Raw genomic sequence first — 26,307 nt, 5'->3', positions numbered from 1 at the left:
ATGTGAAATCATAATGTTGAACCAACTGATTCCCGTCAGAAATCATTGGCATGCGAATCTCTGGCGGGGTTTCTTCCATTATTAGCTAGTTTTCCACATTCTAAAGCACCAATGAAAAGCCCGGAAAACCGGGCTTTGACAAAAAAACTTCACAGAACTTCATTTTTTTCCAAGAAGGCGCTTGCATTTAGCAATGGGGCCGATTATCAACCGCCCATCGCCGCAGACGACGCGGCACACAGGCATGCACCCGTAGCTCAGCTGGATAGAGCACCAGACTACGAATCTGGGGGTCAGAGGTTCGAATCCTTTCGGGTGCGCCATTCTTTTCAATAGGTTACGTGGATGAACGGTAGACACTGCCTCAGCGGCTGTCGGCTATTATGCGCTAGCTTTATTGTTTAAAATCACAATCCTCATCGAACAAATGAACCATACTATTTTTTATGGTTGAAGCCTACGCGATTGAAAAAACAAAAAAGCCAGAGTGCTTTCACACTCCGGCCTCTCAAACTGATTCCGCTTTCGCAGATCAGATAATCAATGATGCATCATGTCGTGCGCGATATCTTTGCCGCTTGATGACGACGGATAATAAGTCGGCCAGTTGGTAACTTCTTTGAGCAGAGCCGCACGATCATTACCCCAATAGAGATGGTAGTGATCGGCCTTTTCCGGCGCTATGCGGTGATCGCTGAACTGCATATATTCAGGCGCAGAACTATCGCCCTCAACCTTCTTAAAGATGAAACGAACGCCGCGATTTCCCTTGGCATAGGTCAGAATTTCATGGCCATCGCTGGCGTATTTGCCGGTAGACGCTTTATCGCCTTTATAAAATGACACTTCGTCACCCTTAATGACGATACGGTCCACATCCGTTCGATAACCAATCTCATAATAGTCAGTATATTCCTTGGCACTCTTATCGCCATGCTCCGCCTTGTGCGCGAAAACAGCATCAAGCGTTCCGTCTTTCAAATATGGATAAACTGACTGCCAATCACCCGCCCAATCGGAAAGCTGACGGTCCTTGACCTGATTGTCCTCGAAATAACCGTTTGCAGCGGTTTTTTCGTCTTTGTGCGCGTGGCCATGCGAATGCGAATGAGTGTGACTGGACACAGATTTTTCCTTTGTCTCCGCCAGAGCCTGCCCTGCGAAAGCCAGAGCCGCGCACAGACTAACCGAAGCCAGCAATTTTACCATATCTGATATCTCCTGATATTTAAGTTATGTAATATCGTTACGTTCAGGGAGATAGACGTTCACAGGACATTTGACAAGAAGAACTATCATCATGAGCAATTTATTAAGTGCCAGCGCGTGAAAAATGGGCGCACTTGCCTCAGCCATGTTTTCGGCAAGCAGGCGCTCCACGGCGAGCCCTGAGTGCCTGAGGGCCATATACTAGGCATACAGAGCCCACATGATAACGGGCTTCGGATTATTGCGATTTTGGACTCCGTCTGCATCACGGAAATTACGGCCGAGACGAACAAGATCGCGCTCACGCTCCCAGATAAGCTCTGCGCAAGCCTTAATACCCACAGCGTCTAATTGGACAATAGATTTAGGGGTAATGGGACAGAGTTGTATTTCGTCGCAACAACCCTGCCTATGCGATTATCAACTTTAAGACCTTTTTAGCTTTCTGGAACTTCACCAAATCATGCGGAAACAAAGGCGCACCATCCGGAAATTTTGCAATGCAAACATCCCACATTTCAACATAGCTGTTTGAAATTGCCCAAGCCTTCTGACGGTCTTTCTTTTCCAATCGCCTAAAATTAATCTTTAATGCGCTGTCTTCACGCAGCGGAAAATGGCTCAGTTTCTCAACAAATGGATATTTTTCATCACAGAGTTCTTCGAGAACTTTCTCCGCCGAATTCTGCAAAACCAAACTATAAATTTTATGAGCCTGTTCTTCAAAGAAACACAAGTGCCGCTCAAGCCATTGCCAAGCTTCTTGCTCTAGCCTAAGTCGCTCGGCCTTCTGGTCCCGTGCACGACCAGTGATAAAACTGATGATCAATCTAAATATGCTAATCAAATCTGACATATTATTACCCCGACGATAATTCTATGCCCTACTCATAGTAACAAAAAGGGGCGTTGAAACGCCCCTTAAAATGCTCGCTAAAATTGGGATCAATCATCACCCATCTTGAGTGCCTGAATAAAGGCCTCTTGCGGGATTTCCACCTTGCCGAACTGGCGCATGCGCTTCTTGCCTTCCTTCTGCTTGTCCAGAAGTTTGCGCTTACGCGAAATATCGCCGCCGTAACACTTAGCCGTCACGTCCTTGCGCAGAGCTGAAATGGTTTCACGCGCCACGATGCGTCCGCCAATCGCTGCCTGAATAGGAATTTTGAACATATGCTGTGGGATCAGCTCTTTGAGCTTTTCGCAAAGCACACGGCCACGCTTTTCAGCAGCCGAACGGTGCACCAGCATCGAAAGCGCATCCACCGGCTCTTCATTGACGAGGATCGACATCTTAACCAGATCACCTTCGCGGTAATCCGAAAGATTATAGTCGAAAGAGGCATAGCCCTTCGAGATCGACTTCAGACGGTCGTAGAAATCGAACACGACTTCGTTGAGCGGCAGATCATAGGTGATCATCGCACGCGGGCCAACATAAGTGAGATCGATCTGGAGACCGCGACGCTCCTGACAGAGCTTCATGATCGTACCAAGATAATCATCTGGCGTCATGATAGTGGCGCGAATCCACGGTTCTTCAATCGCTTCGATCTTCACAACATCCGGCATATCAGCCGGGTTGTGCAGTTCTTTCTGCGAGCCGTCCTGCATGTTCAGGCGATAGACAACCGAAGGCGCTGTCGTGATGAGATCGAGATCAAACTCACGCTCAAGACGTTCCTGAATGATTTCAAGATGCAGAAGCCCCAAGAAGCCGCAGCGGAAACCGAAACCAAGTGCAGCCGACGTTTCCATTTCAAAGGAGAACGACGCATCATTGAGGCGCAGTTTGCCCATGGCAGAGCGCAGATCTTCAAAGTCTGCCGCATCAACCGGAAACAGTCCGCAGAACACAACTGGCTGTGCAGGCTTAAAGCCAGTCAAAGGCTTTTCCGTCGGGCGACGATCTTCGGTGATGGTATCACCAACGCGCGTATCAGCCACTTCTTTAATAGAAGCAGTAATAAAGCCGAGTTCGCCCGGTCCGAGCTCATCCATCTGAACCATCTTCGGCGTAAACACGCCGGTGCGTTCAACTGGATATTTCGCGCCTGTACCCATCATGCGGATGGTCTGGCCTTTTTTCAGCACGCCATCAATCACACGGACCAGAACGATCACGCCCAAGTAACTGTCATACCAGCTGTCAACCAGCATGGCCTTCAATGGGGCATTGCGGTCGCCCCCTTTCGGAGGCGGCAGCTGCTCAACAATCGCTTCCAGCACATCAGGAATACCAAGACCAGTTTTTGCCGAGATCATCACGGCCTTGCTCGCGTCAATGCCGATCACTTCTTCGATCTGGTTCTGAACGCGCTCAGGCTCTGCTGCCGGAAGATCAACCTTGTTCAGCACCACCACGATGTCGTGGTTGTTGTCGATGGCCTGATAGACATTGGCCAGCGTCTGCGCTTCAACGCCCTGCGAAGCATCCACCACCAGGAGCGAACCTTCGCACGCAGCCAGCGAACGCGAGACTTCGTATGCGAAGTCGACGTGTCCGGGGGTGTCGATAAGGTTCAGCACATAGTCCTCGCCGTTCTTCGCCTTATAGTTAAGACGAACGGTCTGGGCTTTGATGGTGATGCCGCGCTCGCGCTCGATATCCATCGAGTCGAGGACCTGGTCCTTCATCTCACGCGTGTCCAGCCCGCCCGTCAATTGAATGAGGCGGTCGGCCAGCGTCGATTTGCCGTGGTCGATATGGGCGACGATCGAAAAATTGCGAATATGGTCTAGTGGTGTGCTCATGCGCGCGATTTACCAGTAAGCCGCGAAATCTCAAAGCGGTATTGCATGTTTAATACGGGAAAAGCGGCCTTTGTCGCAGTCGTGACAACAAGTCCCCTTTGCGTTGTTGCCAAAAGGCGATAAATCAGCGCCAGAAAACATGCCGCAATGATCAACTCGGGCATCATATCCGGCGATATAATCAGGCTTTCATGCAGGAGTTCAGGATGAAGACCGAACCAAACGAAGTTCACAACAAGCCGAAACTGGTCACCGTTTTTGGCGGCTCTGGCTTTGTTGGACGCGCGGTCGTAGCAAGCCTCACCAAGCGCGGCTATCGTGTGCGCGTTGCAGTGCGCAAGCCAGATGCTGCTTATTATATGGCACCACTCGGCAATGTCGGTCAGATCCAGATGCTTCAGGCGAATGTTCGCAATCGCGCATCGGTAGAACGCGCGATCATCGGCGCCGATCACGTCATCAACCTTGTCGGCATTCTTTCGGAAAGCGGCAAGCAGCGTTTCAACGCCGTTCAGGTGCTTGGTGCAAAGAACATCGCTGAAGCCACCAAAGCTGCTGGCCTGAAGCTCACGCATCTTTCGTCGCTTGCAGCAGATGCAAATTCGGCATCTGACTATGCTCGCACGAAAGCGGAAGGTGAAAAGGCTGTTCTGAGTGTACTGCCCGATACAGTCATCCTGCGTCCATCGATCATTTTCGGCCATGAAGATCGTTTCTTCAACCGCTTTGCCAATATGGCACGCTTCTCGCCATTCCTGCCGGTTATCGGTGGCGGCGAAACCAAGCTTCAGCCAGTTTATGTTGGTGATGTTGCCGAAGCTGTTGCACGCGCCGTCGATGGCGATCTTACCGCTGGCACGATTTATGAATTGGGCGGGCCAGACGTACAGCCGTTCAAGCATTGGATGAAAGATATGCTCGGCGTCATCGCACGCAAGCGTATTATTATCTCCATGCCTTTCTGGGTTGCACGCATTCAGGCAGCGGTTTTGGGCCTTTTGCCAAATCCCCTGCTCACCAATGATCAGGTGACATTGCTGAAATCCGATAATGTTGTTTCCGATGAAGCAACAAAACAGGGCCGCACGTTGCAGGGCATCGGCATTAAGCCTGAAGCCGTCGATGCAATTCTGCCAGCCTATCTCTGGCGCTACCGCGTCGCTGGTCAGTACACCAAGACCGGATTTGCGTGAGATTAAAACATAAATGAATTAAAGGGGCCGAAAGGCCCCTTTTCTTTTGCATACTGTTTGCGGGTTAGCCCCAAATCAGAAGTGCTGCCATTCCGAGTGAGCCGACGATCAGACGCCACCAAGCAAACAGCTTGAAGCCATGACGCGAGACATAATCAAGCAAATGCTTGACGACAAAAACGCCTGAAATAAACGCCATGATAAAGCCCACGACGATCAGCGCTGTGTCATTCATCGACAGCGAGCTGTGGCTTTTATAAAGATCATAGGTAAAGGCACCGGCCATTGTTGGCATGGCGAGGAAGAACGAAAACTCTGCCGCCGAACGCTTATCAGCCCCAAGCAAAAGTGCGCCAACAATCGTGGAACCTGAGCGCGAGACGCCGGGGATCATGGCAAGGCACTGCACAAAACCAATCGCCAGACAAATCGGCAATGGATAATCCATCACATTATTATAGCGCGGCTTAAGATCGAGCTGATCGACCCAAAGCAGAATAAAACCGCCAAGGATCAGCATAATGCACACCAGCATCGGCGTTTCAAACAACACGCTCTTGATAAAGCCATGCGCCATTGCGCCGATAACGGCAGCAGGTAAAAAAGCCAACAGAATGCCGAAAACAAAGCGCCGTGTGCGGGCATCACGCGGAAAATCGGTCAGAATTTTAATGAGTTTTGACGAATAAACCGTCAGGATCGCGAGGATCGCACCAAGCTGAATGAGCACCTCGAAGGTCTTGCCGTTGGATTCAAAGCCCAGAAAATGGCCGATCAGCAGCAAGTGACCCGTCGACGAAACAGGGATGAATTCCGTCAAACCTTCGACCAGACCGAGAAAAGCGGCTTCCAGAAGATTATAAATTTCCATGAAGTCAGTACCTTAGAAGGTGGCAGGATAAAAATGGCGCATCTTGACGAGCTGTTAAGCATGAAAGTGCTACAATTAGCGCCTACAGCGATTGCTTGTCTCCATCAAGCTTAGCACCTATAACCTAAACATTCCGTTGAGGTGGCTTAAATCTCCTGACAGCAGAAAAACCTGCTGCCGGTGCAAATGCCAGCCACAATTCCTGAGCGGAATTCAATCAGAGCTTTTTTAGTCGAGAGTACCGCGTCGATTATGCTTACGCTTTTTCATCATCCTATGTCTTCAGGCTCGCGCTATGTGCGGCTTATTCTCGGCGAGTACGATGTTGAAGCGGAAATGATCGAGGAGCGTCCGTGGTCGCGCCGCAAGGAATTCCTTGCGCTTAACCCGGCAGCAACGCTTCCTGTGCTTTTGGCCGAACGTGACCTGCCGGTCGTCGGCGCAACCGTCATTGCCGAATATCTTGACGAGACACGCGGTGCCTTGAAGCGCAGCCGTCGTCTTCTGCCGGAAAGCCCAATGGAGCGCGCCGAAGTGCGCCGCTTGGTTGATTGGTTTCTGCTCAAGCTCGAAAATGAAGTCACGCGCCATATCGCGCGTGAACGCGTGTTCAAGCTTCAGATGGCCGACGAAATGGGCGGCAGTGCACCTGATTCGACCGCCATTCGTGCCGCGCGCACCAATATTCGCCAGCATATGCGCTATATTGACTGGCTTGCAGCCACCCGCGACTGGCTTGCCGGTGGTCATCCAAGTTATGCGGATATGGCAGCGGCGGCATCTATTTCCGTCCTCGACTATCTTGGTGAAATCGAATGGGGCGAGACAAAAGCTGCGCGCGACTGGTATGCTCGCATGAAATCGCGTCCTGCTTTCCGTCCGCTCCTGGCTGATCGTGTGCGCGGACTGGCTCCAGTGGCTCATTATGGCGACCTCGATTTCTGACAATAATCAAGCTGCGGAAAAAGCACTCAAGCTCAAGCGGTTTCTGATCGAAGAGGCGAAAGCTGTCGGCTTCGATGCCGTGGCTTTCACTGGCCCTGATTCCATCCCGCAAGCGCCCCAGCGTCTGCGGCAATACATTGCTGACGGCCATCATGCCGATATGCTCTGGATGGAAGAAACCGAAGAACGCCGCGGCAATCCGAGCGTTTTATGGCCGGAAGTCCGGTCAATCATGGTGCTTGCCATGAATTACGGCCCGGACAGCAACCCGCTCGAAATTCTCAAACACAAAGACCGCGCAGCAATCTCGGTCTATGCGCAGAATCGCGATTATCACGACATCATCAAAGGCAAGCTCAAGCATGTAGCGAGCCGTTTTGCTGCGCGCGCAGGTCAGGATGTCAAAGTCTTTGTTGATACGGCACCCGTGATGGAAAAGCCGCTAGCGCAGGCCGCAGGGCTTGGCTGGCAGGGCAAACACACCAATCTGGTCAGCCGCGAACTCGGTTCATGGCTGTTTCTCGGCTCAATTTTTACCACCGCTGACATCCCGCCCGATCAGCCGGATCGCGATCATTGCGGCTCGTGCCGTGCATGTCTCGACGCCTGCCCGACCAAGGCCTTCCCCTCGCCATACAGGATCGATGCGCGGCGCTGCATCTCCTATCTCAGTATTGAGAACAAAGGCCCGATCCCGCTCGAATTTCGCAAAGCAATGGGCAATCGCATCTATGGTTGCGATGATTGCTTGTCGGTTTGCCCCTGGAACAAATTTGCGCAAGCAACCAGGGAGATGAAGCTGAGAGCGCGCGATGAGCTCAAGGCGCCAAGGCTTGCTGATTTTCTGGCCCTTGATGATCCGAGCTTCCGCACGCTGTTTTCCGGCTCCCCCGTCAAACGCATTGGACGCGACCGCTTTTTGCGCAATGTTTTGATTGCAACGGGTAACTCTGACGATCCTTCGCTGGTACCGCAAGTGGAAAGCCTACTCGAAGACCCTGCTGCTGTTGTGCGTGGAGCGGCGATCTGGGCATTCAAGCAACTCGCAGATGAAGAACATTTCGAAATTCTAAAAAATCGTCTGGCCTCTCTGGAAGAGGATGATACGGTGCGTGCAGAATGGAAATTGGAGGACTGTTAGAATGCGCATTTTTCTGTTTGGAGCCGGTTATTCTGCGAGAGCCTTTTCCCGCCTGATGACCGGAGAGGCAGAACGCATTGACGGTACCACCCGTAACGAACAAAATTTCCCGCTTCTCGAAAAATCCGGCATCGCACCGATCATTTTCGACGGTGAAACTGCTTCACCGGAACTCATTGACCGTCTCGCAAAATCAACCCACGTAGTTATCTCGATTTCACCGCGTGATAATGGCGATCCATCGCTTGCAATCGTTGAGGAAGCACTGCGTCGCCCCGGCAATACTGTTCGCTGGATCGGCTATCTTTCAACAGTCGGTGTCTATGGCAATTTTGATGGCAACTGGATTGACGAGACCGCGCAACGCCAGCCCGGTTCGCGACGTTCACTTGAACGCGTTGAGGCAGAAGATTCATGGGAAGCGCTGAGTGAGCGCCACGGCACGCCGGTTGCTCTTTTGCGCCTGTCAGGAATTTACGGCCCCGGCCGCAATGCTTTCATCAATCTTGAACGCGGCACCGCACGACGCGTTATCAAGGAAGATCAGGTCTTCAATCGTATCCATGTGGAAGATATTGCCGGATCATTGCGCTTTCTTGCAGGCACCAACACCGGCGGCGCATTCAACATCACCGATAATGAACCAGCGCCACCGCAAGACGTCGTCACCTATGCCGCAGAACTGATGGGCGTTGCCCCGCCGCCGGAAGTTCCGTTTAACGAAGCGGAAATGACGCCAATGGCACGCTCATTCTACGGCGAAAATAAACGCGTCTCCAACCAGCGCATCAAAGCTCTGGGCTATGAATTTATCTATCCCGATTACAAGACGGCCTTTAGCGCCATGTGGCGGGATGAGAACTGGCGCTAAAGCGTATCGCGTAAAAGTGGGAACCAACTTTGGCTAAAGACACGCGCAAAATAAGTGATTAATTGCCGTTTTGATCAACGCGAAGCATAATCCTAGCTATCCGTTCGAATGATTCGAGCAATATTTATTTGGAAACTGCCCATGGCTAAGAGATTTCTCTCCAAATTCTGGTCGCGTTTCGTCCTTGCAACCTGCCTTTCGGCGATGATTGCGCCGGAATTCGCTGCGCAAGCGCTTGCGCAGGATGCACCAGCAAAACAGGCATTCGGTAGCAAAAAGCTTCCAGTGGTAGCGCAGGAGGCCCAATCCATTGGCTTTTATGCCAAGGGCTGCCTTTCCGGTGGCGTTGCGCTCCCTTTGGATGGTCCAAACTGGCAAGTTATGCGCTTGTCGCGCAATCGCAATTGGGGGCACCCGCGCACAATCGGGCTCTTAGAAAAGCTTTCCCGCGATGCCGTAAAAGACGGCTGGCCGGGACTTCTAGTTGGAGATATTTCGCAGCCGCGTGGCGGGCCAATGCTGACCGGCCATGCCTCACATCAGGTCGGGCTTGATGCCGACATCTGGCTGACGCCCATGCCCAAAAAGCGCTTCACAGACGCCGAGCGCGAAAGCGTGTCTGCCGTATCAATGTTGAAAAGCGATTCACTTTACGTCGATCCGAAGAAATGGACGCCAGCGCGCACCGCACTCATCAAACATGCTGCCAGCTATCCAGAAGTTGAACGCATCTTCGTTCATCCTGGCATCAAGAAGCAACTTTGCGACACCGTCACAGGCGATCGAAAATGGCTTGGAAAAGTGCGCCCTTACTGGGGCCATTTCTATCATTTCCATGTGAGATTGCATTGCCAGCCGGGATCGCCGGATTGCACGCCGCAGCCGAAAGTCACAGGCGGCGATGGTTGCGATAAGTCGCTTGCGTGGTGGTTTACAGATGAGCCGTGGAAGCCAGCAAAGCCATCCAAAGAGCCGCCGAAAAAGCCAAAGCCAGTGATGGTTTCAGATCTACCAAAGGCTTGCGCTTCGGTGCTGAACGGTCCCTCGCCCGATTCCATCGCAGATGTGATCTATAATGCCAATTAAAGCGTGTATAGAAAACAAGCTTTTCACTGGCTTATGGCTTCGCTATAGCTTTCAAACGATTTAACTCAGAGCACATCCCGAAAAGTGGGAACCGGTTTTCGGAACAAGATGTGCGTAAAAAAACGTGTGACAAGGTTATCATTCTCATGTCCGACCGCCTGCGCATTGCATTGATTGCCCACGATCTGAAAAAGGACGAGATGGTTGCTTTCGCACGCAGCCACGAGAAGTCTTTGGCGCACTACGATATTGTGGCAACCGGCACGACTGGCGGGCTTATTCAGGAAGCGTGTCCTTCGCTCAATGTTTTGCGTGTTAAGAGCGGTCCATTGGGTGGTGATCAGCAAATTGGTGCAATGATCGCAGAAGGCACTGTGCAAGCATTGTTTTTCTTCATTGATCCGCTTTCGCCACTCCCGCATGACGTGGACGTGAAAGCCCTGACCCGTCTTGGCAGCGTCTACGACATTCCGATGGCACTCAACCCTGCAACGGCAGACAGACTTATAAAAGTGCTGGATTAATCCAGCACTCCGGTATCATCCGCCAATAATAAGAATAAACGAGACAGCAAGGCACACAATGATTAACGCTGACCAGAGTTTCAAGTTTCCCGTCCTCGTCGGCGACATCGGTGGCACCAATGCGCGTTTTGCACTGCTTGTTGATTCTCATGCCGAGCCTAAAGAATTTCCGGTCGTTCAAACGGCTGATTATGCAACGATTGATGATGCAATCGAGCAAACAGTGCTCAACCACACATCCATTCGTCCGCGCTCGGCAATTCTTGCGGTTGCAGGTCCAGTCGATGGCGACGAAATTGATCTCACCAATTGCGATTGGGTTGTGCGCCCAAAGCAGCTGATAGCCAATCTGGGCTTTGAAGACGTAACCGTTCTCAATGATTTTGAGGCACAAGCGCTCGCCGTTGTCTCAATTGATAAAGAATATTTGCATCAGATCGGTGGCAATGACGAAGAGATCGTCGCCACCCGCGTTGTGCTCGGACCAGGCACAGGCTTAGGCGTTGCCGGGCTTGTGCGCACCAGCAAAGCATGGGTTCCCGTCCCCGGCGAAGGCGGTCATATCGATATTGGCCCACGCAGCGCGCGTGACTATGAAGTGTTCCCGCATATCGAGACTATTGAAGGACGCGTTGCAGCGGAACAGATCCTATGCGGTCGCGGTCTACGCAATCTTTATCTTGCAATCTGCGCCGCCGACAAGGTGACTCCAGTTCTTGATACGCCACCGGATATTACCGCAGCCGGTCTTGATCGCAGCAATGCACAGGCTGTCGAAACGCTGGAACTTTTCGTGACCTATCTGGGACGCATTGCTGGTGATCTGGCGCTCGTTTTCAAAGCACATGGCGGCGTCTATTTGTCCGGCGGCATTCCACAGCGCATTCTCTCCGCGCTTCAGGCCGGATCGTTCCGTACAGCCTTTGAAGACAAGGCACCACACAGCCATTTCATGCGCGAAATTCCGGTACGCGTAGTGGTCCATCCGCTTGCCGCTTTAAGCGGATTATCCGCATTTGCGCGCGCGCCGACGCGGTTTGAAGTCGCTACCAAAGGCCGTCGCTGGCGCATTGACTGATGGGGCTTTTATTCTCAGGCATGGTCAAGCCACAAAGATAACGCTATAGAAGCGCTGCAAACAGACACCTATTGCGGCCTTTGGCTGCCAAATAAAAAGCACTTTGCCCGTGAGCTTATTCAAAAAGAAAAAGAAGAAGATCGACCCGAGCGAGGCCACGCGCGTCATTCGCCGCATGATGTCGGAGAATGTGCATCAGTATAAAAAGAGCTATGCGATTGCAATTTGCGCATCCCTGATCGTGGGTGGCTCAAATGCTGGTCTGGCTTATATGATGAAGCCGATGATCGACAAGATTTTCTATGAACAGCAAATCGGTCTCATCTGGATTATCTGCGGAGCTATCCTCAGCATTTTCGTCATGCGCGGTCTGTCGAGCTACGTTCAGGCGGTCGAGCTTGCCAAGATCGGCAACAATCTGGTTGCCCGCTATCAAAAGCGCATTTTCGACCATCTGATGAAGCTCGGGCTGGATTTTTATAACGATACGCGCTCTGGCCATTTGGCAGCGCAGATAAATCAGAACGTCAACGGCATCCGTGATCTTCTCAACATGACCATCACCTCGATCGCGCGCGATTTCGTGTCGCTGATCGGTCTGGTCGGCATGATGTTTTATACCGACCCATATATGTCGGCGGCAGTCTTTCTGATTGGTCCACCGCTGGTTCTTGCGGTCGCCTATATTTCGCGCCGCATCCGCACCGTTACCCGTGATCTGGTGCATCTAAACTCGCATCTGCTGGGTGCGATGCAGGAATCTGTTCAGGGTATTGCCATTGTGAAAGCCTTCACAATGGAAGAGCAGCTTCGTGGCAAAATCGATCTGCTCATCGATCAGACCGAAAACCGTAGCAACAAGATTGCCCGCGTTTCAGAACGCACGACCCCTATTTCAGAAATTCTCGCTGGCATCGCGATTGCGGGCGTTTTGGCCTATAGCGGATATAATGCAATTCTGAACCAGCAGCCTCCCGGCTCTATGTTCGCTTTCATCACAGCCCTGCTTCTGGCTTATGATCCTGCCCGCCGTCTGGCACGTCTGCAGGTTGGCCTTGAACGCGCACTCGTTAATGCGCGCATGATCTATGAAGTTCTGGATATTGAACCTAATCAGGGTGATGCGCCGGACGCAACAGAGCTTAAAGCTGGCACAGGCGAAATTGACTTCCAGAATGCGCATTTTTCCTATGCAAATAAAGTGCCTGTTTTGCACGGCATCAGCTTTACCGCAAAGGCAGGTGAAACCACCGCAATCGTTGGCGCATCAGGTGCTGGCAAATCAACGCTAATCAACCTTGTGCAGCGGTTTTACGATGTCACGGACGGGAAAATTCTGTTCGACGGACAGGATATTGCCAAAGTCACGAAACATTCGCTTCGCCATTCCGTGGCCTATGTCTCCCAGCAACCCTATCTGTTTGAAGGCACGATTGCCGATAATATCCGCTACGGACGCCCGGATGCGACACAGAATGATATTATCGAGGCTGCCAAGCTTGCCAACGCACATGAGTTCATTCTGCAACAACCACAGGGCTACGACACGCCCGTTGGTGAAAACGGCGTAACACTTTCAGGTGGTCAGCGTCAGCGGGTGTCGATTGCCCGTGCGATTGTGCGCAATGCGCCAGTTCTGCTGCTTGATGAAGCAACATCAGCACTCGATAACGAGTCGGAAAAGCGCGTTCAGCAGGCGCTCGATCACATCATGCATGACCGCACGACCATCGTCATCGCGCACCGACTTTCAACAGTTGTTAACGCGGACCGTATCGTCGTTATGGAAGCAGGACATGTTGTCGAAGAAGGTCGTCACGGCGATCTGATTAAGATACCCAACGGCGTCTATGCCCGTTTCTATGAACTGCAGAGCGGCAAAGACGAATTGCTTATCGGGAACAATGGCACGGAGGAAAAGTCCATTGGCTGAGAATGCTGAAATCGGATTGGTGGTTGTTGGTGCGAACGGTCGCATGGGACAAGCGCTCATCCGAGCTATCCATGCTATTGATGGGGCTCGCCTTGCGGGTGCCATTGCGCGTCCCGGCTCACCATTTCTTGGTAAAGATGCAGGCGAAGTCGCAGGCGTCGGCAATCTCGGTATCGCAATCACGGATGATCCGTTACCAGTGTTCGCAAAAGCGCAGGGCGTCCTTGATTTCACCACGCCCGCCACAAGCGTTGATTATGCCGGCCTCGCGGCTCAGGCGCGCATCGCGCATGTTATTGGCACAACGGGTTTTTCGAACGATGAGAACGAGAAGCTTCTGGCGGCAGCCCGCCACGCAACAATCGTCAAGTCTGGCAATATGAGCCTTGGCGTCAATCTTCTGTCCGGCCTTGTGAAAAAGGCTGCTCAAGCGCTTGGACCTGAAGACTTCGACATTGAAATTCTCGAAATGCATCACAAGCACAAGGTCGATGCGCCATCAGGCACCGCCCTTCTGCTGGGTGAAGCCGCTGCCCTCGGTCGCGCCATCCATCTTGAACAGAACAGCGTGCGTGTTCGCGATGGACATACCGGCCCGCGTGAGCAAGGCACTATCGGTTTTGCAACATTGCGCGGCGGTTCTGTCATTGGCGACCATGACGTCATTCTGGCTGGCGAAGGCGAGCGCATCACGCTCTCTCACCATGCGCAGGACCGTTCAATCTTTGCCCGTGGCGCTGTGAAAGCGGCACTTTGGGCGCATGGCAAAAAGCCCGGCCTTTATTCCATGCTCGATGTTCTTGGACTTAACGACTAACTAATAATTATCCCAACGGAGTGCTGCGATGTCTCGTACCCTCGTCCTGGTCCGCCACGGCCAAAGCGAATGGAACCTCAAGAACCTGTTTACCGGCTGGCGCGATCCGGGCCTCACCGAACAGGGCCACGCTGAAGCTAAAGCTGCTGGTCAGCGCCTGAAGGCTGCTGGCCTTAAGTTCGACCTCGCTTATACATCGGGCCTTTCGCGCGCGCAGGTTACGTGCCAGCACATCCTCGACGAACTCGGCCAGTCCGATCTCGAAACCATCCGCGATCAGGCTTTGAACGAACGCGACTATGGCGATCTGTCTGGCCTCAATAAAGACGACGCACGCGAAAAATGGGGCGAAGAGCAGGTTCACATCTGGCGCCGTTCCTATGACGTCCCTCCTCCGGGTGGCGAAAGCCTGAAAGACACCGGTGCGCGCGTCTGGCCTTATTACCTGCACACCATCCAGCCACACGTTCTGCGTGGCGAAACCATTCTGGTTGCCGCACACGGCAATTCGCTGCGCGCGCTGATTATGGCGCTTGATGGCCTGACACCGGAAGAAATCCTCAAGCAGGAACTCAATACCGGCGTTCCGATCATCTACAAGCTGAATGCCGATTCGACTGTCGCTTCCAAGGAAGTGCTTTCTGCATAAGGATTTTTCGGGCGCGGAAGCTCTAACGCCCCGCGCCCGATCTGCGTTTTCCTGCCTTTTTGATTGCTTCAATCCGCAATGTGAAAAAAAGCTGATAGAAGTAAGAAATCACGATTGACAGAAGCAGGCTGACCCCTTAGATCGGTCCTCGTCGCCCAGATGGCGGAATTGGTAGACGCACCAGCTTCAGGTGCTGGCGCTCGCAAGGGCGTGGAGGTTCGAGTCCTCTTCTGGGCACCATTTCCAAGTCTTCAGACCACTACCAAGGTCCAGAAGCACCCCAAAAAGCCCGCGCAAGCGGGCTTTTTTGTATCTTACGGTTGAATGTGGTTCTCAAAAATTCAAGACGCAGTTACCCGTAAGGGGCGCCGCCACCGCTCTTTCAAGGCAATACGGCGGCTGCAAACAGCCGCCGTATTCCAGCACAATTTAGACGTGACGAAAGCAGCGCCCATCTGTTTCACACCGTACGCGCCGGAGCTTCGGTTAGAGTATTGCCACCCAGTTTTCGCAAAATGAAGTAGGTTAAGGTGATCCCGAGCAGCGACAGCACAGTTGCAAGCATAAAGAGATCTGCATAGCCTAACTTGTCTGCCAGATAACCTGCCACTGAAGATCCAATCAGATAGATCAGCAGTTCTGCACAAGCAAGAATCGTAAAGTCCGTTCCGGGCTGATCGGACGAAGAAAACTTCATGAAAAACGAATAAATCGCGACCAGCTCCATATATCGCAGAAAGGTTTGAAAAGCCGAGGCAGCCATTGCAATCTCTACACCGGGCCAAATTTCACCTGCATTGAAGGTAAGCGCCAGAAAACATACAGTTCGCGCCAATCCAAGAATAATAAGCGTAGAAAAAAGCCCGGTCGAGCGGATCAGGATCGCTGCCATAACGGCACCAACCAGCCCGGCTGTTGCCGCGGAAGCACCTGAAAGATAGCCGATCCACGACAGCGGCAAGCCAATATCAACCAGATATGAGCCCTCCATCCCCCTGACCATCCCTTCGCTTGCACGATAGGTCAGTGCAAAACCCAAGATATACCAGGCGCTCGGCTGCTTAAAGAAACGCTTCAAACTGGGACACGGTGCTGTTTCACTTGTTGTATTATCTGGTTTCTCATCCATGCCAAATGCGGCAAGCAATGGTAATAGCGAAAGGGCCGCTACGATCAGGATGGTCGGCCGCCAGCCAATCTTATGGAAGAGCACGAGCGCAAGCGTGCCGCCTATGATAACGCCAAGAGCCACAGCACCTGCCTGAATTGCATTGCCTGTAGCACGCGTCTGATCATTAAGGCGACGCACCGCATAACCATCCGTCGCAATGTCCTGCAAAGACGACAGGAGCGTAATGCAGAAACAGATTGCAAATAGAGCCCCCGCCTGTTGCGGCTGAACCAGCGCCATACTGGCAATGCCGAGAGAGACAATAATCTGAGTGACAATGACCCAGCTTCTGCGATGCCCCCAGCGCTGAATAAGCGGATGTCGATCCACGAAAGGCGCAATAGCAAACTTGGCAATGAGCGGAATCATCAAAAGATAGAACAGCCCTATTGCGGTACGCGAAGCGCCCTGTTCGCGCATCAATGGCGGAAGAGCAACGAGTAACAGATAGGTCGGTATCCCCTGCGCGAGATAGAGACCACCAAGAACGGCATAAAGGCGCGCATACGCGCCTTTTGGCTCCTCAATAGACGGCAGCTGTCGTTCAGTCATCAGAATTTCTTGCTCACAGACAGCGCAAAGGTACGGCCACGACCTTTGTAGTCAAAGATTTCTTCAGGTGCCAATGCACCATAAAGAGCCTTGGCGCGCGAGCCCCAAACCGTATTATATTCCTTATTGAACAGGTTCAGGACACCGAAATTAAGCGTCGTATCGATTTTCTCAACGCGATAAGAGCCCATCATATCGAACAGGGTATAGCCTTCGATTTTATACCCGGCATAGTCATCAAGATTGAATACGTGCTGCCCCTGCAAACGAAGGTTAAGCTGGTCATTGCCCCAACCAATATGGCCACCAAGTTTGGATACGCTGGCGCTGCCAATCGTATCTTTGACCCAGTCACCATCATTCTTAACCTCGGTGCGCACCCACTGCCCTAAAGCGCCAATGTCAAAACCATGGCTGAGCTTCATGCCAGCCTTACCCTCAAAGCCATAAACCCTTCGGTCATTATCCTGCAATTCAACGGCAAGCGTAGTACGGTTGAGCACAATCGAACGGTCAGAGGTGGAGTAAAATCCAGCTCCCTCCAGGTTGTAAGTTCCGTCATCAAGGCGATAGCCAATTTCGAATGAATTGGTTTTGATCGCTTCAAGCGCCGAGTCTGATACATTGACGCTGCTAAGCAAATTGTAATGCCCGCCGGACAGGGCATATACACCAGCGCCGTAATATTTTGCGGGATCAGGAAGCTCAAAGCCCTGACTGAAATTCGCATAGACTTGCTGCGTATCAGTCAGACTGTAAGTAGCACCGGCATTAAACAGAAAAGCGTCATAATCTACGTCTCCTCCTGACATCGAATCCGCCGAAGACGCCAGACCATTCAGAATAGCGATCTGCTGTGCCGCGCCGACGAAATCGCCAACTTTTGTCTTTGTGTACTGATAACGAACGCCGCCGCTGAACGTCAGCTTATCGGTCGCCTTATAAGAACCTTCAACAAATCCTGCCAGATTTGTCACATCGATCTTAGGGTAAAGACCTGTAACGCCCATTGTTTCAAAATTCATTGCCCCAGAAGCAAGTGCTGTCCTCATATCGAAGATATTCTGGCTGGATGAAAGCGAGTCTCTGTCGGCATCAATGCCGTAAGTGATGTTGATTTTTTCTGTCGGCTCGGAAATGACAGCAGCTTTCATACCATAATAATCAGTATCCTGAGAGCTGCCATAGAAATAGGTTGAACTCGGGAACGGATGAAAATTCATCTGTTCACTGCGATAGAACCCTTGCACCAACAGCTGCTGACCGAAAAGTCATTGTCGGTATAGGTTGCATTGACCATAGCGCGACGGGTGCGCGGATTGAAATCCGACGTATAATTATCGCGCGTTTCAATGAGGCTCGGATTGCGCAACCCGGCGAGATTCTGGCCGAAGTAAACACTATAATCGGACTTCTGTTCAGAGTTGAAAAGCTGGCCAGTGACTTCAAGCCTGCGATCAGCATCAATCTGGAAGCCAACATTGCCCATAAAATCAATACGCTGATTGAAGGCTGTTGAAGTCTGAGTAATGTCAGGCACAATCATGGTCCCGTCAGCATCATAGAATGCTCCGGTCCGATTGCCTGCTAAAGAGAGACGCGCATCCCAGGCTTCACTGTTATACGTGACTGCGGCGCCGCCATTCCGGTCAAAGTCCTGACTGGTCCTGAAACCGCTCTCGATACCAGCAGTGACTTCGGCATGCACACCTTCAGGCGCGTCTTTGCCTTTTTTGGTGATGATATTGATGATACCGCCAGTTGCATTGCCGCCGTACAGCGACGTTGCACCGGACAGAACCTCAATTCGCTCAATGTTGAATGGATCAATTGAATCAAACTGGCGGCTTAAGCCACGAGCGGAATTCATCGATATGCCATCAATCAACACAAGTGCCGTGCGTCCGCGAAGGTTTTGACCATAGGATGTGCGTGCACCTTGACTGGCAGGGTCAAAGCTTGGAATTTCCTGTGCAAGAATTTGCTGAATGGTTTCGCCCGAACGCGCACGCATTTCGATTTGCTGAGCATCTACGACATAGATGGTGCGGGCAGTTTCAGAAATCTGCTGTCCACCACGGCTGCCTGTCACTGCAATAGTATCCAGAACCATAACGCCATTGGTTTTAGCAGCAGGTTTTTCAGCCTGAACCAATTCCTGCTTTTTGTCCTGCGCCATCGCATTGCCAACGATGCTTCCAATTGCAATGAGCGTGAGAAGCGAAACGCCGTGATATTTACTGTGCATTATTCTCTCCGAAGAAGCGAAGACGCATTGCCTCGCTTATATGCGCGATTGTCAAACAAGACCATTGCAGTCATATTTAAATAATCTATAGGAACCTTGCTTGGAGAAAAGCGAACCTGAAGGGGACTAAAGTGAACCTCGAAGGCTGTAGAGAGTTGAAATGACAGAAGCGATTATGCCGCAAAAACTCGGAAATATAGCTTCAAGGGTGCCTGATGGTTTGCAACCTTGCCTTCAGATCCTGCGCGATATGATGGGCACCCCCTTGATAACCCAAGCGAACGGCGATCTTTCATCCGTGCGCGGACTATTCTGGAAACACCCTCTGTTGTCTTTGACGACGATCTACTTCCCGCTCAATCGAACCTTTTTATCCGCACCGGGGTCACGAGAAGCAGGCATTTTAATTTTAAGAGCGATGAGCTGTCCTGTCTCGGTAGAACAAAAGGATAGCCGGATAAATATGGCGCGTGGTGACGTTGTTTTTGTTCCGTCAGACGCTCCGCTTTTGCTAACGTTACCGACAGGTGGACGCCTTGATTGCGCATATATTCCGCGAAAGGCAGCGACACATGAGATTCCGGACATTGGTAAACTGTTCGGCAAGCCCCTGCCTTTCACACATCTGCCTTTACAGCTACTGGTGACCTATGCAGGTTATCTGCTGCAAAATGAGCATCAAAACGAACGCGATGCTGCAACAATGGTTCAACATTTTTATCAGCTATTGCCAATGTTGGTTGAGAATCTGCAGGCCATAAATAAACAGGTTTCACCAATCAGGCGCATCGAAACTATTAAAGAACAAATTGAAGAGCAAATTTCCAATAGCGATTTCTCTTTAATACAATTAGCGCAATCCGAGGGCATTACATCTCGCGCTATTCAAAAATTATTCAAGCGAGAGAACACCACCTTCTCGCGCTATCTACTACAACGGCGACTCGAGGTTGCGCGCTCAGTAATTGTGCGTGGTGATCAATCCGGCATTGCACAGATTGCTTATAATGCGGGCTTCGACGACCCTGCGTATTTTAGCCGGGCATTTCGAAACCTGTATGGTTTTACGCCCTCAGTATTGCGTCAACAAGTCAGCCAGTATTTCAAGAGCAGTGCTTAGCATTCTCAGGTGACTAAGGCTTAGCGATCAACCCATGTTGATGCAAAACCAGCGCAACTGCACCCAGCACGGTATCGTCATTACGTAGAAACTTACCAATGATGAAGTTTGGTTTGCGAACATGCGGTGCATGTGTCGGCGGCCGCACAGCATGTTTCTCGAAATTCTGCTCAACCAAACGCAGAAAGCTTGGTCCGATGGCCGCAATCTTTCCAGCAATGATAATATCAGGCGGGCTCAATATGGTAGAGGTGATGCCAATCGCCCAGCCCGCCATTTCAGCAGAATCCTGTATTAGCCGGTCATAAGGTGAAACACCTGTTTGTGCCTGTCTGATAAAGTCATCAAAGGTAAGCTTTTCGCCTGTGGCCTGCTCAGCCATCTGCATCAAATTAAAGCCACCCGCATAGGTTTCCAGACACCCACGATTGCCGCATTTACAAAGGGGCCCGTGCGGGTTGAGTGAAATATGACCAAACTCTGCAGCATTGCCATAAGCACCGCGCTGAACCGTCCCATCAATAACAATCGCACCGCCAATACCAAGATCGAATTTGTATAGAACGAAATTACTCAGACCAATGGCAGCACCCCAGGTCATTTCAGCCAGCGCGCCACAATGACTTTCGTTTTCTGCAAACAGTGGGCAGTCGATATGAGCGGAAAATATCTCCGCAATATCAATGCCACACCAGGTCGGCAGGATAGAACCGTTCAACACGGTACCTTCGTAAGAAACCGGGGCCGAAATCGCTAAACCGACGCCGAGCAAATCACGAATTGCAATATTAAGCTTCGCACATTCAACAGCCAGTTGGTCTCGAACGCAGATCGCAGCTTCTTGCGGGGTGTAATCTTCGCTCATCTCGAACCAGATATCAGCAATGACATTATGGCCCAGATCACAGACCGCGATACGTATTTCCGCGAGCCCGAACAAAACTCCCGCACAATAAGCTTGGGAAGGGTTGAGCGATATAATTTTGGTAGGGCGACCAAAACCGCTGCTTCGCGTTTCCGTCTCGAGAACGGCCTCGTTGATTTTAAGTTCCGTCAGGATTGTAGAGACTGTCGAGCGTGCAAGTCCCGTCTTCTTTACAAGATCCGTTGCACTTGCTGAACCAAGGCTGGCGACCGTCCGGAGAATTTTTCCAACGGGAGATTCGTGATCATCAAATATCTCTTTAAAGCCAACCATTAATCCTCCAGCCGTATCCATGACGCGAATTACTCACAGGTGCAACTTATTTCGTTTTTGAATAAATGTGCGAAATTAATGCACTTTATAACCTAACAAGCCGCTATTTTCATCATACTTTTTTCGTGTACGAAATAAGTATTGACAGGTTTAGACAGTTTAGCGAAATTAGATGGGAGGTCGGGCCGATGGAGGAGAACCAATGGGCCCTGATTTCGACATCGAATGTTTGGTGATGTGCAGTTATGGGACGGGTGGAAACCACCCGTTGCGAGGAGGAACCGAGTGCAAAATCTATCCGCAATTCTGAAGTCTATAAGCCTGACCAGTGTGCTTGCTCTTGGCGTCGCAACAGCGCCCGCTCATGCCGAGAAGCTGACGATCTGGACGCTTAATTTTGATAACAATGCCGCCAATGTCGCACTGAAAAAGGTAGCGACTGATTTTGAAGCGGCAAATCCTGACGTGCAGGTCGAGATTGTGCAGCGTGCCATTGATGAGCACAAAACAGCGCTTCGTGTGGCAGCAGGCTCCAATCGCGGACCTGATATTTATTTCAGCTGGGCGGGTCTCGGACTTGGCGGCGAATATGTGAAAGCTGGCTTATCGCTGCCGCTCGATAAATATTACACTGAATATAAATGGAAAGACGAGCTGCTCCCGGCCTCAGCGGCCTTTGCTGACCTGTATCCAGGTGGCAAACACGGCGTTCCTTTCACCTTCAAGGGTGAAGCAGTTTACTACAATAAGAAATTGTTTGAGCAAGCTGGCATCACAGAAGAGCCGAAAACCTATGACGAACTGCTGGCTGCCGCGCAAAAACTCAAGGATGCCGGCATTCCCGCCTTTACATTTGGTGGATCGGTCAATTGGCATGTTATGCGTCTGATGGACGTCATTCTGGAAACAAAGTGTGGTGCTGAAAAGCATGATGCTTTGAAGGCAATGCAGGCAGACTGGTCTGGGGAGCCTTGTGCAAAGGATGCCTTTGAGGAATTCGGTAAATGGACGAAGGATTATACGCTTCAGCCATTCATGGGCATTGATAACAAGCAATCTTACAGCCTCTTCACCGCAGGGCGAGCAGCTATGATGCTGGAGGGAGACTGGCTGGTAAGTCAGTTGAACGGTACCGGCGTCAATCTGGATGATTATGGTATTTTCACATTCCCGACCGACACCGGCCGCCTCTATGGCTTTGGTGAGTATAATTACATCAGCTCAAAAAGCAAAAACCCTGATATTGCAGCGAAATTCCTGGATTATTTCCTGTCTACTGAAGTCCAGCAGGATCTCGTCGGGCAGATCAGCGCAGTCTCTGTCAATAAGAACGTAAAATACGAAAATCAAATTCCGCTCGAAGCTGAATGGCTTGATATTTTTAACAAATACGGCACCGTTTATATGAACGGCGATCAGGCATTCCCGCTGGATGTGACGACCGAATACTTCCGCGTTATCAACAGTGTTGCTGCCGGTGACATGACCTCCGATGACGCCGCAAAACAAATGCAAACGTTCATCACGGCCCGAAACTAATCCTCCCCGGATGCGGGCTGCCTGAGCATATTGTTCAGGCAGCTCGCAGGACCACAATCATCAAGGCGGCTTATTGCTGCCTGGAGGAAAGCATGTCGCTGAAAGCAATCATTCAGACACCACGTAGCCAAGCGTCAATATTGCTGATCCCCGCATTAGCAATATACGGCGTGTTCGCGCTCTATCCAATGCTCGACGTCATTATCATGAGCTTCCAGAAATGGAATGGGCTTGATCCTGAGCGCCGGTTTGTTGGTTTCTCCAACTATTCTGCAATATTTACCAATGACCCTGTGTTCTGGGTTGCTTTCAAAAATACCATCATCTGGACATTGTTGAGCCTCGTCATTCCTCCTGTCGTCGGCTTGTTGCTGGCATTGAGCCTCAACCAGAAAATATTCGGCCGAAACAGCCTGCGTGCGATATTTTACCTCCCGGTTATCATCGCACCGATCGCTGTCGCGACGATGTGGAAATGGATGTACGATCCGTTCTTCGGGCTGTTTAACCAGTTGCTGACCAATTGGGGATTGCAATCCTGGATTCAGGATTGGCTCGGTAACAAGAGCATCGCGCTTTACTCAGTCTTTGTTGCCTATGTCTGGCAAACCGTTGGTTTTTCGATGGTCTTGTTCCTTGCCGGACTTCAAAACGTGTCACAAACGCTTATTGAAGCCGCAAGAATAGATGGCGCCGGGCGTTGGGCAGTCTTTAAGCATGTGACATTGCCCGCACTTCGACCAACGATGACCGTCGTTCTGGTGCTTTCCATCATTTCATCACTCAAAGCATTCGATATTGTTTATGGCCTCACCGGTGGTGGCCCAGCGCAAGGCACGCAGATGCTGGCACTTTGGGCCTTCACACAAGCTATGCAGATTTTCGACTTTGGGCGTGGCGCAGCAATTTCCGTCGTCCTGCTCCTGATCACGATGACAATTGTAGTTCCGTACCTGCGCTGGATGCAGAAAAACGAGGAGTTGGAATCGTGACCGCCACTTCGCTCTCTCAAGCTCCGTCTAAGATACAACGTGACCCGGTGCTGATCGGCTTGTGGATCAGCTTGTTCGTGATCGCTGTCATCTGGGTCGCCCCTTTTGTTTTCATTGTGTTTACATCATTGAAGACACCTGCCGCCGTAACAAGTACCGGGGCATTCATGCCACCTGTCGAATGGGCATGGGGTAATTATTCAAGCGCATGGAACCGTGGCAGCTTTGCCAGTTCGTTCTTCAACAGCGTGATCATCACGGCGATCAAGGTTCCAATCGGACTGCTGGTGTCTGCCATGGCCGCCTATGCCCTGGCCAAGATAAAGCTACGATTCAATAAGCTACTGCTTCTGATCGTTGTTTTTGGAACGATGATTCCGTTTCAGGTCATGCTCGCTCCGCTGTTCACGCTCGTAAACTCTTTCGGGCTGATTGATACCTATATTGGCGTCATTCTGCCTTACATTGCGTTCGGCGTCCCTTATCAGGTCTTCATCCTGCATGGCTTCTTCAAAGGAATTCCAAAGGAGTTGTCCGAAGCAGCTCTGATTGATGGTGCAAGCCACTTTACCATCTTCCGCCGTATTTTTCTGCCGGTTTGCCTGCCTGTTCTCGCAGCGCTTTTCATTCTGGACTTCGTGTCGACGTGGAATGAATTTGCGATGGCACTTGTGCTTTTGCAAGATCAGGGCATGTGGACACTTCCGCTGGGACTGATGTCATTTCAGGGGCAATTCTCCAGTGATTACGGGCAGTTAAATGCGGCAATCGTGATGACCGTCCTTCCCGCCACGATCGTCTATCTGATCTTCCAACGTTATTTCGTTTCTGGCCTGACCTCTGGCGCGGTCAAAGGCTAACGAGCATTCAGTAAATTCTGAGGAGAAAACGCATGTCTGGTGCAACCGTCGAAAAATGGGGTGTTTTTGAAGCATCCTTTGCTGGACCTTCCGCTGGCAATCCCTATCTCGACGTGGCCTTTGATGCCATTTTCAAACATAAAAGCCGTGAAGTTCGCGTTCCAGGTTTCTATGACGGCAATGGGACTTATCGTCTTCGATTTATGCCGGACCTTGAAGGCGAATGGACATTTACCACACGCTCCGCAACAAAGGAGCTTGAGGGTAAAACTGGCTCCCTTCAGGCAGCGCAGCCTTCAGCCAATAATCACGGACCGGTTCGCGTGCGTAACAAGTTCCATTTCGCCTATGCGGATGGCACGCCGTTCTTTTCGTTTGGTACGACCTGCTATGCCTGGACACATCAGCCGCTCGACATGCAGGACGAGACACTGGAAACGCTTGCAAACGCGCGCTTCAATAAGATCCGTATGGGTGTTTTCCCGAAAGACTATCCTTATAATACCAACGAACCTCTGCATCTCTGCTTTGAGAAAGATGCCGACGGCAAAGAGAACTTTGACAGACCAAATCCCGAGCATTTCAGGCATTTTGAAAAGCAGGTTGCAGCGCTATGTGAACTAGGCATTGAAGCCGATATTATCATGTTCCACCCTTATGATCGGTGGGGCTATGCAGACATGAGCGCTGAGCAGGATTATCGCTATGTCGAATATCTCGCTGCCCGCCTGTCCGCCTATCGCAATGTATGGTGGTCGCTCGCCAATGAGTATGACTTCTTGCTCGACACAAAGCCGATGGAACAGTGGGATCGATATTTCCAGATTCTGGAAGAGAACGACCCCTATCAGCATCTGCGCTCTATCCATAATGGCGATGTCAATTCAAACTATGACCACCGCAAACCTTGGGTCACGCATATCTGCATTCAGAACCCAGATGTGAAAAAGACACAGGAATGGCGTGACACATACGGCAAGCCAGTCGTGAACGACGAACCCGAATATGAAGGCGACATTCTCGAATCCTGGGGTAATTTGACCCCACAGGAACTGGTACACCGTTATTGGATCTCAATGGCGCGCGGTGGCTATGTCGGTCACGGTGAAACCTATTCCGATGCCAATGATCTTATCTGGTGGGCAAAGGGCGGTAAGCTGCACGGCGAAGCATGGAAGCGCATCGGCTTTCTTCGCGATCTTCTGGAAGCGGATGTCAAACATGGGCTGGAGCCCATTGCGCCTGCAAAACAGTGGCCCTGGTCACGCGTTTCAGGTGCACGCGATGGCGACGGTGATTTCAGGCTGATTTACCTTGGTGAACACCAGCCTGTTGTGTGGTCATCCGGGCTTCCTATGGATAGTGACGACTATGAAGTTGATCTGATCGACACATGGGAAATGACGATAGAGCCGGCGAAAAAGATCGCTGCTCCTATCACCCATCCAGTGCGACATGGCGCAATCGTGCGTGGTGGAAAACCGGACGCTGCCTTTGGTGTATCGCTGCCGCGCAAGCCATATCAGGCACTGCGTGTACGGCGTAAGAAATAAATC

At 51.3% G+C, this 26,307-nt stretch carries 21 protein-coding genes, 2 tRNA genes and 1 pseudogene; 17 read left to right on the top strand and 7 right to left on the bottom strand.

The features are described 5' to 3' along the window. The first annotated feature begins 246 nt into the window (after positions 1–246). A tRNA-Arg gene (locus WH356_RS07090) sits at positions 247–323 on the top strand. 217 nt (positions 324–540) lie between these two features. On the opposite strand, the gene WH356_RS07085 is transcribed toward WH356_RS07090, so the two are convergent. From WH356_RS07085 to lepA, 3 genes are all read right to left on the bottom strand, one after another. Beyond that, the gene (locus WH356_RS07085) at positions 541–1,209 is read right to left on the bottom strand and encodes a metal-binding protein ZinT (RefSeq protein WP_339509466.1); all 669 of its coding nucleotides are present in this window, start codon (positions 1,207–1,209) and stop codon (positions 541–543) included. Positions 1,210–1,618: 409 nt separating this feature from the next. Beyond that, on the bottom strand, positions 1,619–2,065 hold the full coding sequence (locus WH356_RS07080) for a hypothetical protein (protein ID WP_339509465.1): 447 nt from the start codon (positions 2,063–2,065) through the stop codon (positions 1,619–1,621). Positions 2,066–2,154: 89 nt separating this feature from the next. Continuing rightward, the gene (gene lepA, locus WH356_RS07075) at positions 2,155–3,963 is read right to left on the bottom strand and encodes a translation elongation factor 4 (RefSeq protein WP_339509464.1); all 1,809 of its coding nucleotides are present in this window, start codon (positions 3,961–3,963) and stop codon (positions 2,155–2,157) included. A gap of 206 nt (positions 3,964–4,169) precedes the next feature. Here lepA and WH356_RS07070 point away from each other — a divergent pair, with 206 nt between their 5' ends. Continuing rightward, positions 4,170–5,156, top strand: a complete 987-nt coding sequence (locus tag WH356_RS07070) for a complex I NDUFA9 subunit family protein (RefSeq protein ID WP_339509463.1) — start codon at positions 4,170–4,172, stop codon at positions 5,154–5,156. A 64-nt stretch (positions 5,157–5,220) separates the two neighbouring features. Here WH356_RS07070 and WH356_RS07065 read toward each other — a convergent pair whose 3' ends face one another. Further along, complete coding sequence (locus WH356_RS07065; RefSeq protein WP_339509462.1) at positions 5,221–6,027, bottom strand: undecaprenyl-diphosphate phosphatase; 807 nt, start codon at positions 6,025–6,027, stop codon at positions 5,221–5,223. Positions 6,028–6,279: 252 nt separating this feature from the next. On the opposite strand from WH356_RS07065, the gene WH356_RS07060 reads away from it, so the two are divergent. From WH356_RS07060 to WH356_RS07015, 10 genes are all read left to right on the top strand, one after another. Continuing rightward, positions 6,280–6,972 (top strand): glutathione S-transferase family protein, encoded by a 693-nt coding sequence (locus WH356_RS07060; RefSeq protein ID WP_094506302.1) that lies wholly within the window; start codon positions 6,280–6,282, stop codon positions 6,970–6,972. After that, positions 6,953–8,113: a tRNA epoxyqueuosine(34) reductase QueG gene (queG, locus tag WH356_RS07055; RefSeq protein ID WP_339509461.1), complete on the top strand. Its 1,161-nt coding sequence runs from the start codon at positions 6,953–6,955 to the stop codon at positions 8,111–8,113. Before WH356_RS07060 ends, queG begins: the two co-directional genes overlap by 20 nt. Before the next feature lies 1 nt (position 8,114). Next, positions 8,115–8,984: an SDR family oxidoreductase gene (locus WH356_RS07050; RefSeq protein ID WP_339509460.1), complete on the top strand. Its 870-nt coding sequence runs from the start codon at positions 8,115–8,117 to the stop codon at positions 8,982–8,984. A 141-nt stretch (positions 8,985–9,125) separates the two neighbouring features. Next, entirely contained in the window at positions 9,126–10,070 is a 945-nt protein-coding gene (gene mepA / locus WH356_RS07045; RefSeq protein ID WP_339509459.1) for a penicillin-insensitive murein endopeptidase, read from the top strand. A 146-nt stretch (positions 10,071–10,216) separates the two neighbouring features. Next, positions 10,217–10,594 carry a methylglyoxal synthase gene (locus tag WH356_RS07040; protein ID WP_339509527.1) on the top strand — a complete coding sequence of 126 codons (378 nt, stop codon included), beginning with the start codon at positions 10,217–10,219 and terminating at the stop codon, positions 10,592–10,594. Between the two features lie 58 nt (positions 10,595–10,652). After that, the gene (locus WH356_RS07035; RefSeq protein ID WP_339509458.1) at positions 10,653–11,672 is read left to right on the top strand and encodes a glucokinase; all 1,020 of its coding nucleotides are present in this window, start codon (positions 10,653–10,655) and stop codon (positions 11,670–11,672) included. Between the two features lie 109 nt (positions 11,673–11,781). Then, positions 11,782–13,605, top strand: coding sequence for an ABC transporter ATP-binding protein (locus WH356_RS07030; protein ID WP_339509457.1), 1,824 nt, complete (start codon positions 11,782–11,784; stop codon positions 13,603–13,605). Next, a complete protein-coding gene (gene dapB, locus WH356_RS07025) occupies positions 13,598–14,422 on the top strand; it encodes a 4-hydroxy-tetrahydrodipicolinate reductase (protein WP_445253642.1) in 825 nt (274 codons plus the stop codon). The genes WH356_RS07030 and dapB overlap by 8 nt, the downstream gene beginning before the upstream one ends. A gap of 28 nt (positions 14,423–14,450) precedes the next feature. Further along, entirely contained in the window at positions 14,451–15,071 is a 621-nt protein-coding gene (locus tag WH356_RS07020) for a 2,3-bisphosphoglycerate-dependent phosphoglycerate mutase (RefSeq protein WP_064321000.1), read from the top strand. A gap of 153 nt (positions 15,072–15,224) precedes the next feature. Continuing rightward, positions 15,225–15,311: transfer RNA gene (locus WH356_RS07015), tRNA-Leu, on the top strand. A 220-nt stretch (positions 15,312–15,531) separates the two neighbouring features. Here the strand turns inward: WH356_RS07015 and WH356_RS07010 are convergent. Both WH356_RS07010 and WH356_RS07005 read right to left on the bottom strand, forming a co-directional pair. Further along, complete coding sequence (locus WH356_RS07010; protein WP_339509455.1) at positions 15,532–16,794, bottom strand: RhtX/FptX family siderophore transporter; 1,263 nt, start codon at positions 16,792–16,794, stop codon at positions 15,532–15,534. Further along, positions 16,794–19,042: pseudogene (locus WH356_RS07005) on the bottom strand (TonB-dependent receptor). Before WH356_RS07005 ends, WH356_RS07010 begins: the two are co-directional and overlap by 1 nt. Before the next feature lie 160 nt (positions 19,043–19,202). Between WH356_RS07005 and WH356_RS07000 the strand changes: the two are divergent. Beyond that, on the top strand, positions 19,203–20,162 hold the full coding sequence (locus WH356_RS07000) for an AraC family transcriptional regulator (protein WP_339509454.1): 960 nt from the start codon (positions 19,203–19,205) through the stop codon (positions 20,160–20,162). Positions 20,163–20,175: 13 nt separating this feature from the next. Here WH356_RS07000 and WH356_RS06995 read toward each other — a convergent pair whose 3' ends face one another. Then, on the bottom strand, positions 20,176–21,360 hold the full coding sequence (locus WH356_RS06995; protein ID WP_339509453.1) for an ROK family transcriptional regulator: 1,185 nt from the start codon (positions 21,358–21,360) through the stop codon (positions 20,176–20,178). A gap of 285 nt (positions 21,361–21,645) precedes the next feature. On the opposite strand from WH356_RS06995, the gene WH356_RS06990 reads away from it, so the two are divergent. The 4 genes from WH356_RS06990 (at position 21,646) to WH356_RS06975 (ending at position 26,304) form a co-directional block, all read left to right on the top strand. Further along, positions 21,646–22,899, top strand: a complete 1,254-nt coding sequence (locus tag WH356_RS06990; protein WP_339509452.1) for an ABC transporter substrate-binding protein — start codon at positions 21,646–21,648, stop codon at positions 22,897–22,899. A gap of 92 nt (positions 22,900–22,991) precedes the next feature. Further along, the gene (locus WH356_RS06985; protein WP_339509451.1) at positions 22,992–23,891 is read left to right on the top strand and encodes a carbohydrate ABC transporter permease; all 900 of its coding nucleotides are present in this window, start codon (positions 22,992–22,994) and stop codon (positions 23,889–23,891) included. Further along, on the top strand, positions 23,888–24,751 hold the full coding sequence (locus WH356_RS06980; protein WP_339509450.1) for a carbohydrate ABC transporter permease: 864 nt from the start codon (positions 23,888–23,890) through the stop codon (positions 24,749–24,751). Before WH356_RS06985 ends, WH356_RS06980 begins: the two co-directional genes overlap by 4 nt. Positions 24,752–24,783: 32 nt before the next feature. Further along, the gene (locus WH356_RS06975) at positions 24,784–26,304 is read left to right on the top strand and encodes a DUF5060 domain-containing protein (protein ID WP_339509449.1); all 1,521 of its coding nucleotides are present in this window, start codon (positions 24,784–24,786) and stop codon (positions 26,302–26,304) included. Positions 26,305–26,307: the final 3 nt, after the last annotated feature.

The sequence above is a fragment of the Ochrobactrum sp. MYb379 genome (genome assembly GCF_037479515.1).
In the GTDB taxonomy this organism is placed as follows: domain Bacteria; phylum Pseudomonadota; class Alphaproteobacteria; order Rhizobiales; family Rhizobiaceae; genus Brucella.
Note: the sequence above shows the minus strand (reverse complement) of the source record. Positions and strands in the feature narration are given on the sequence as shown.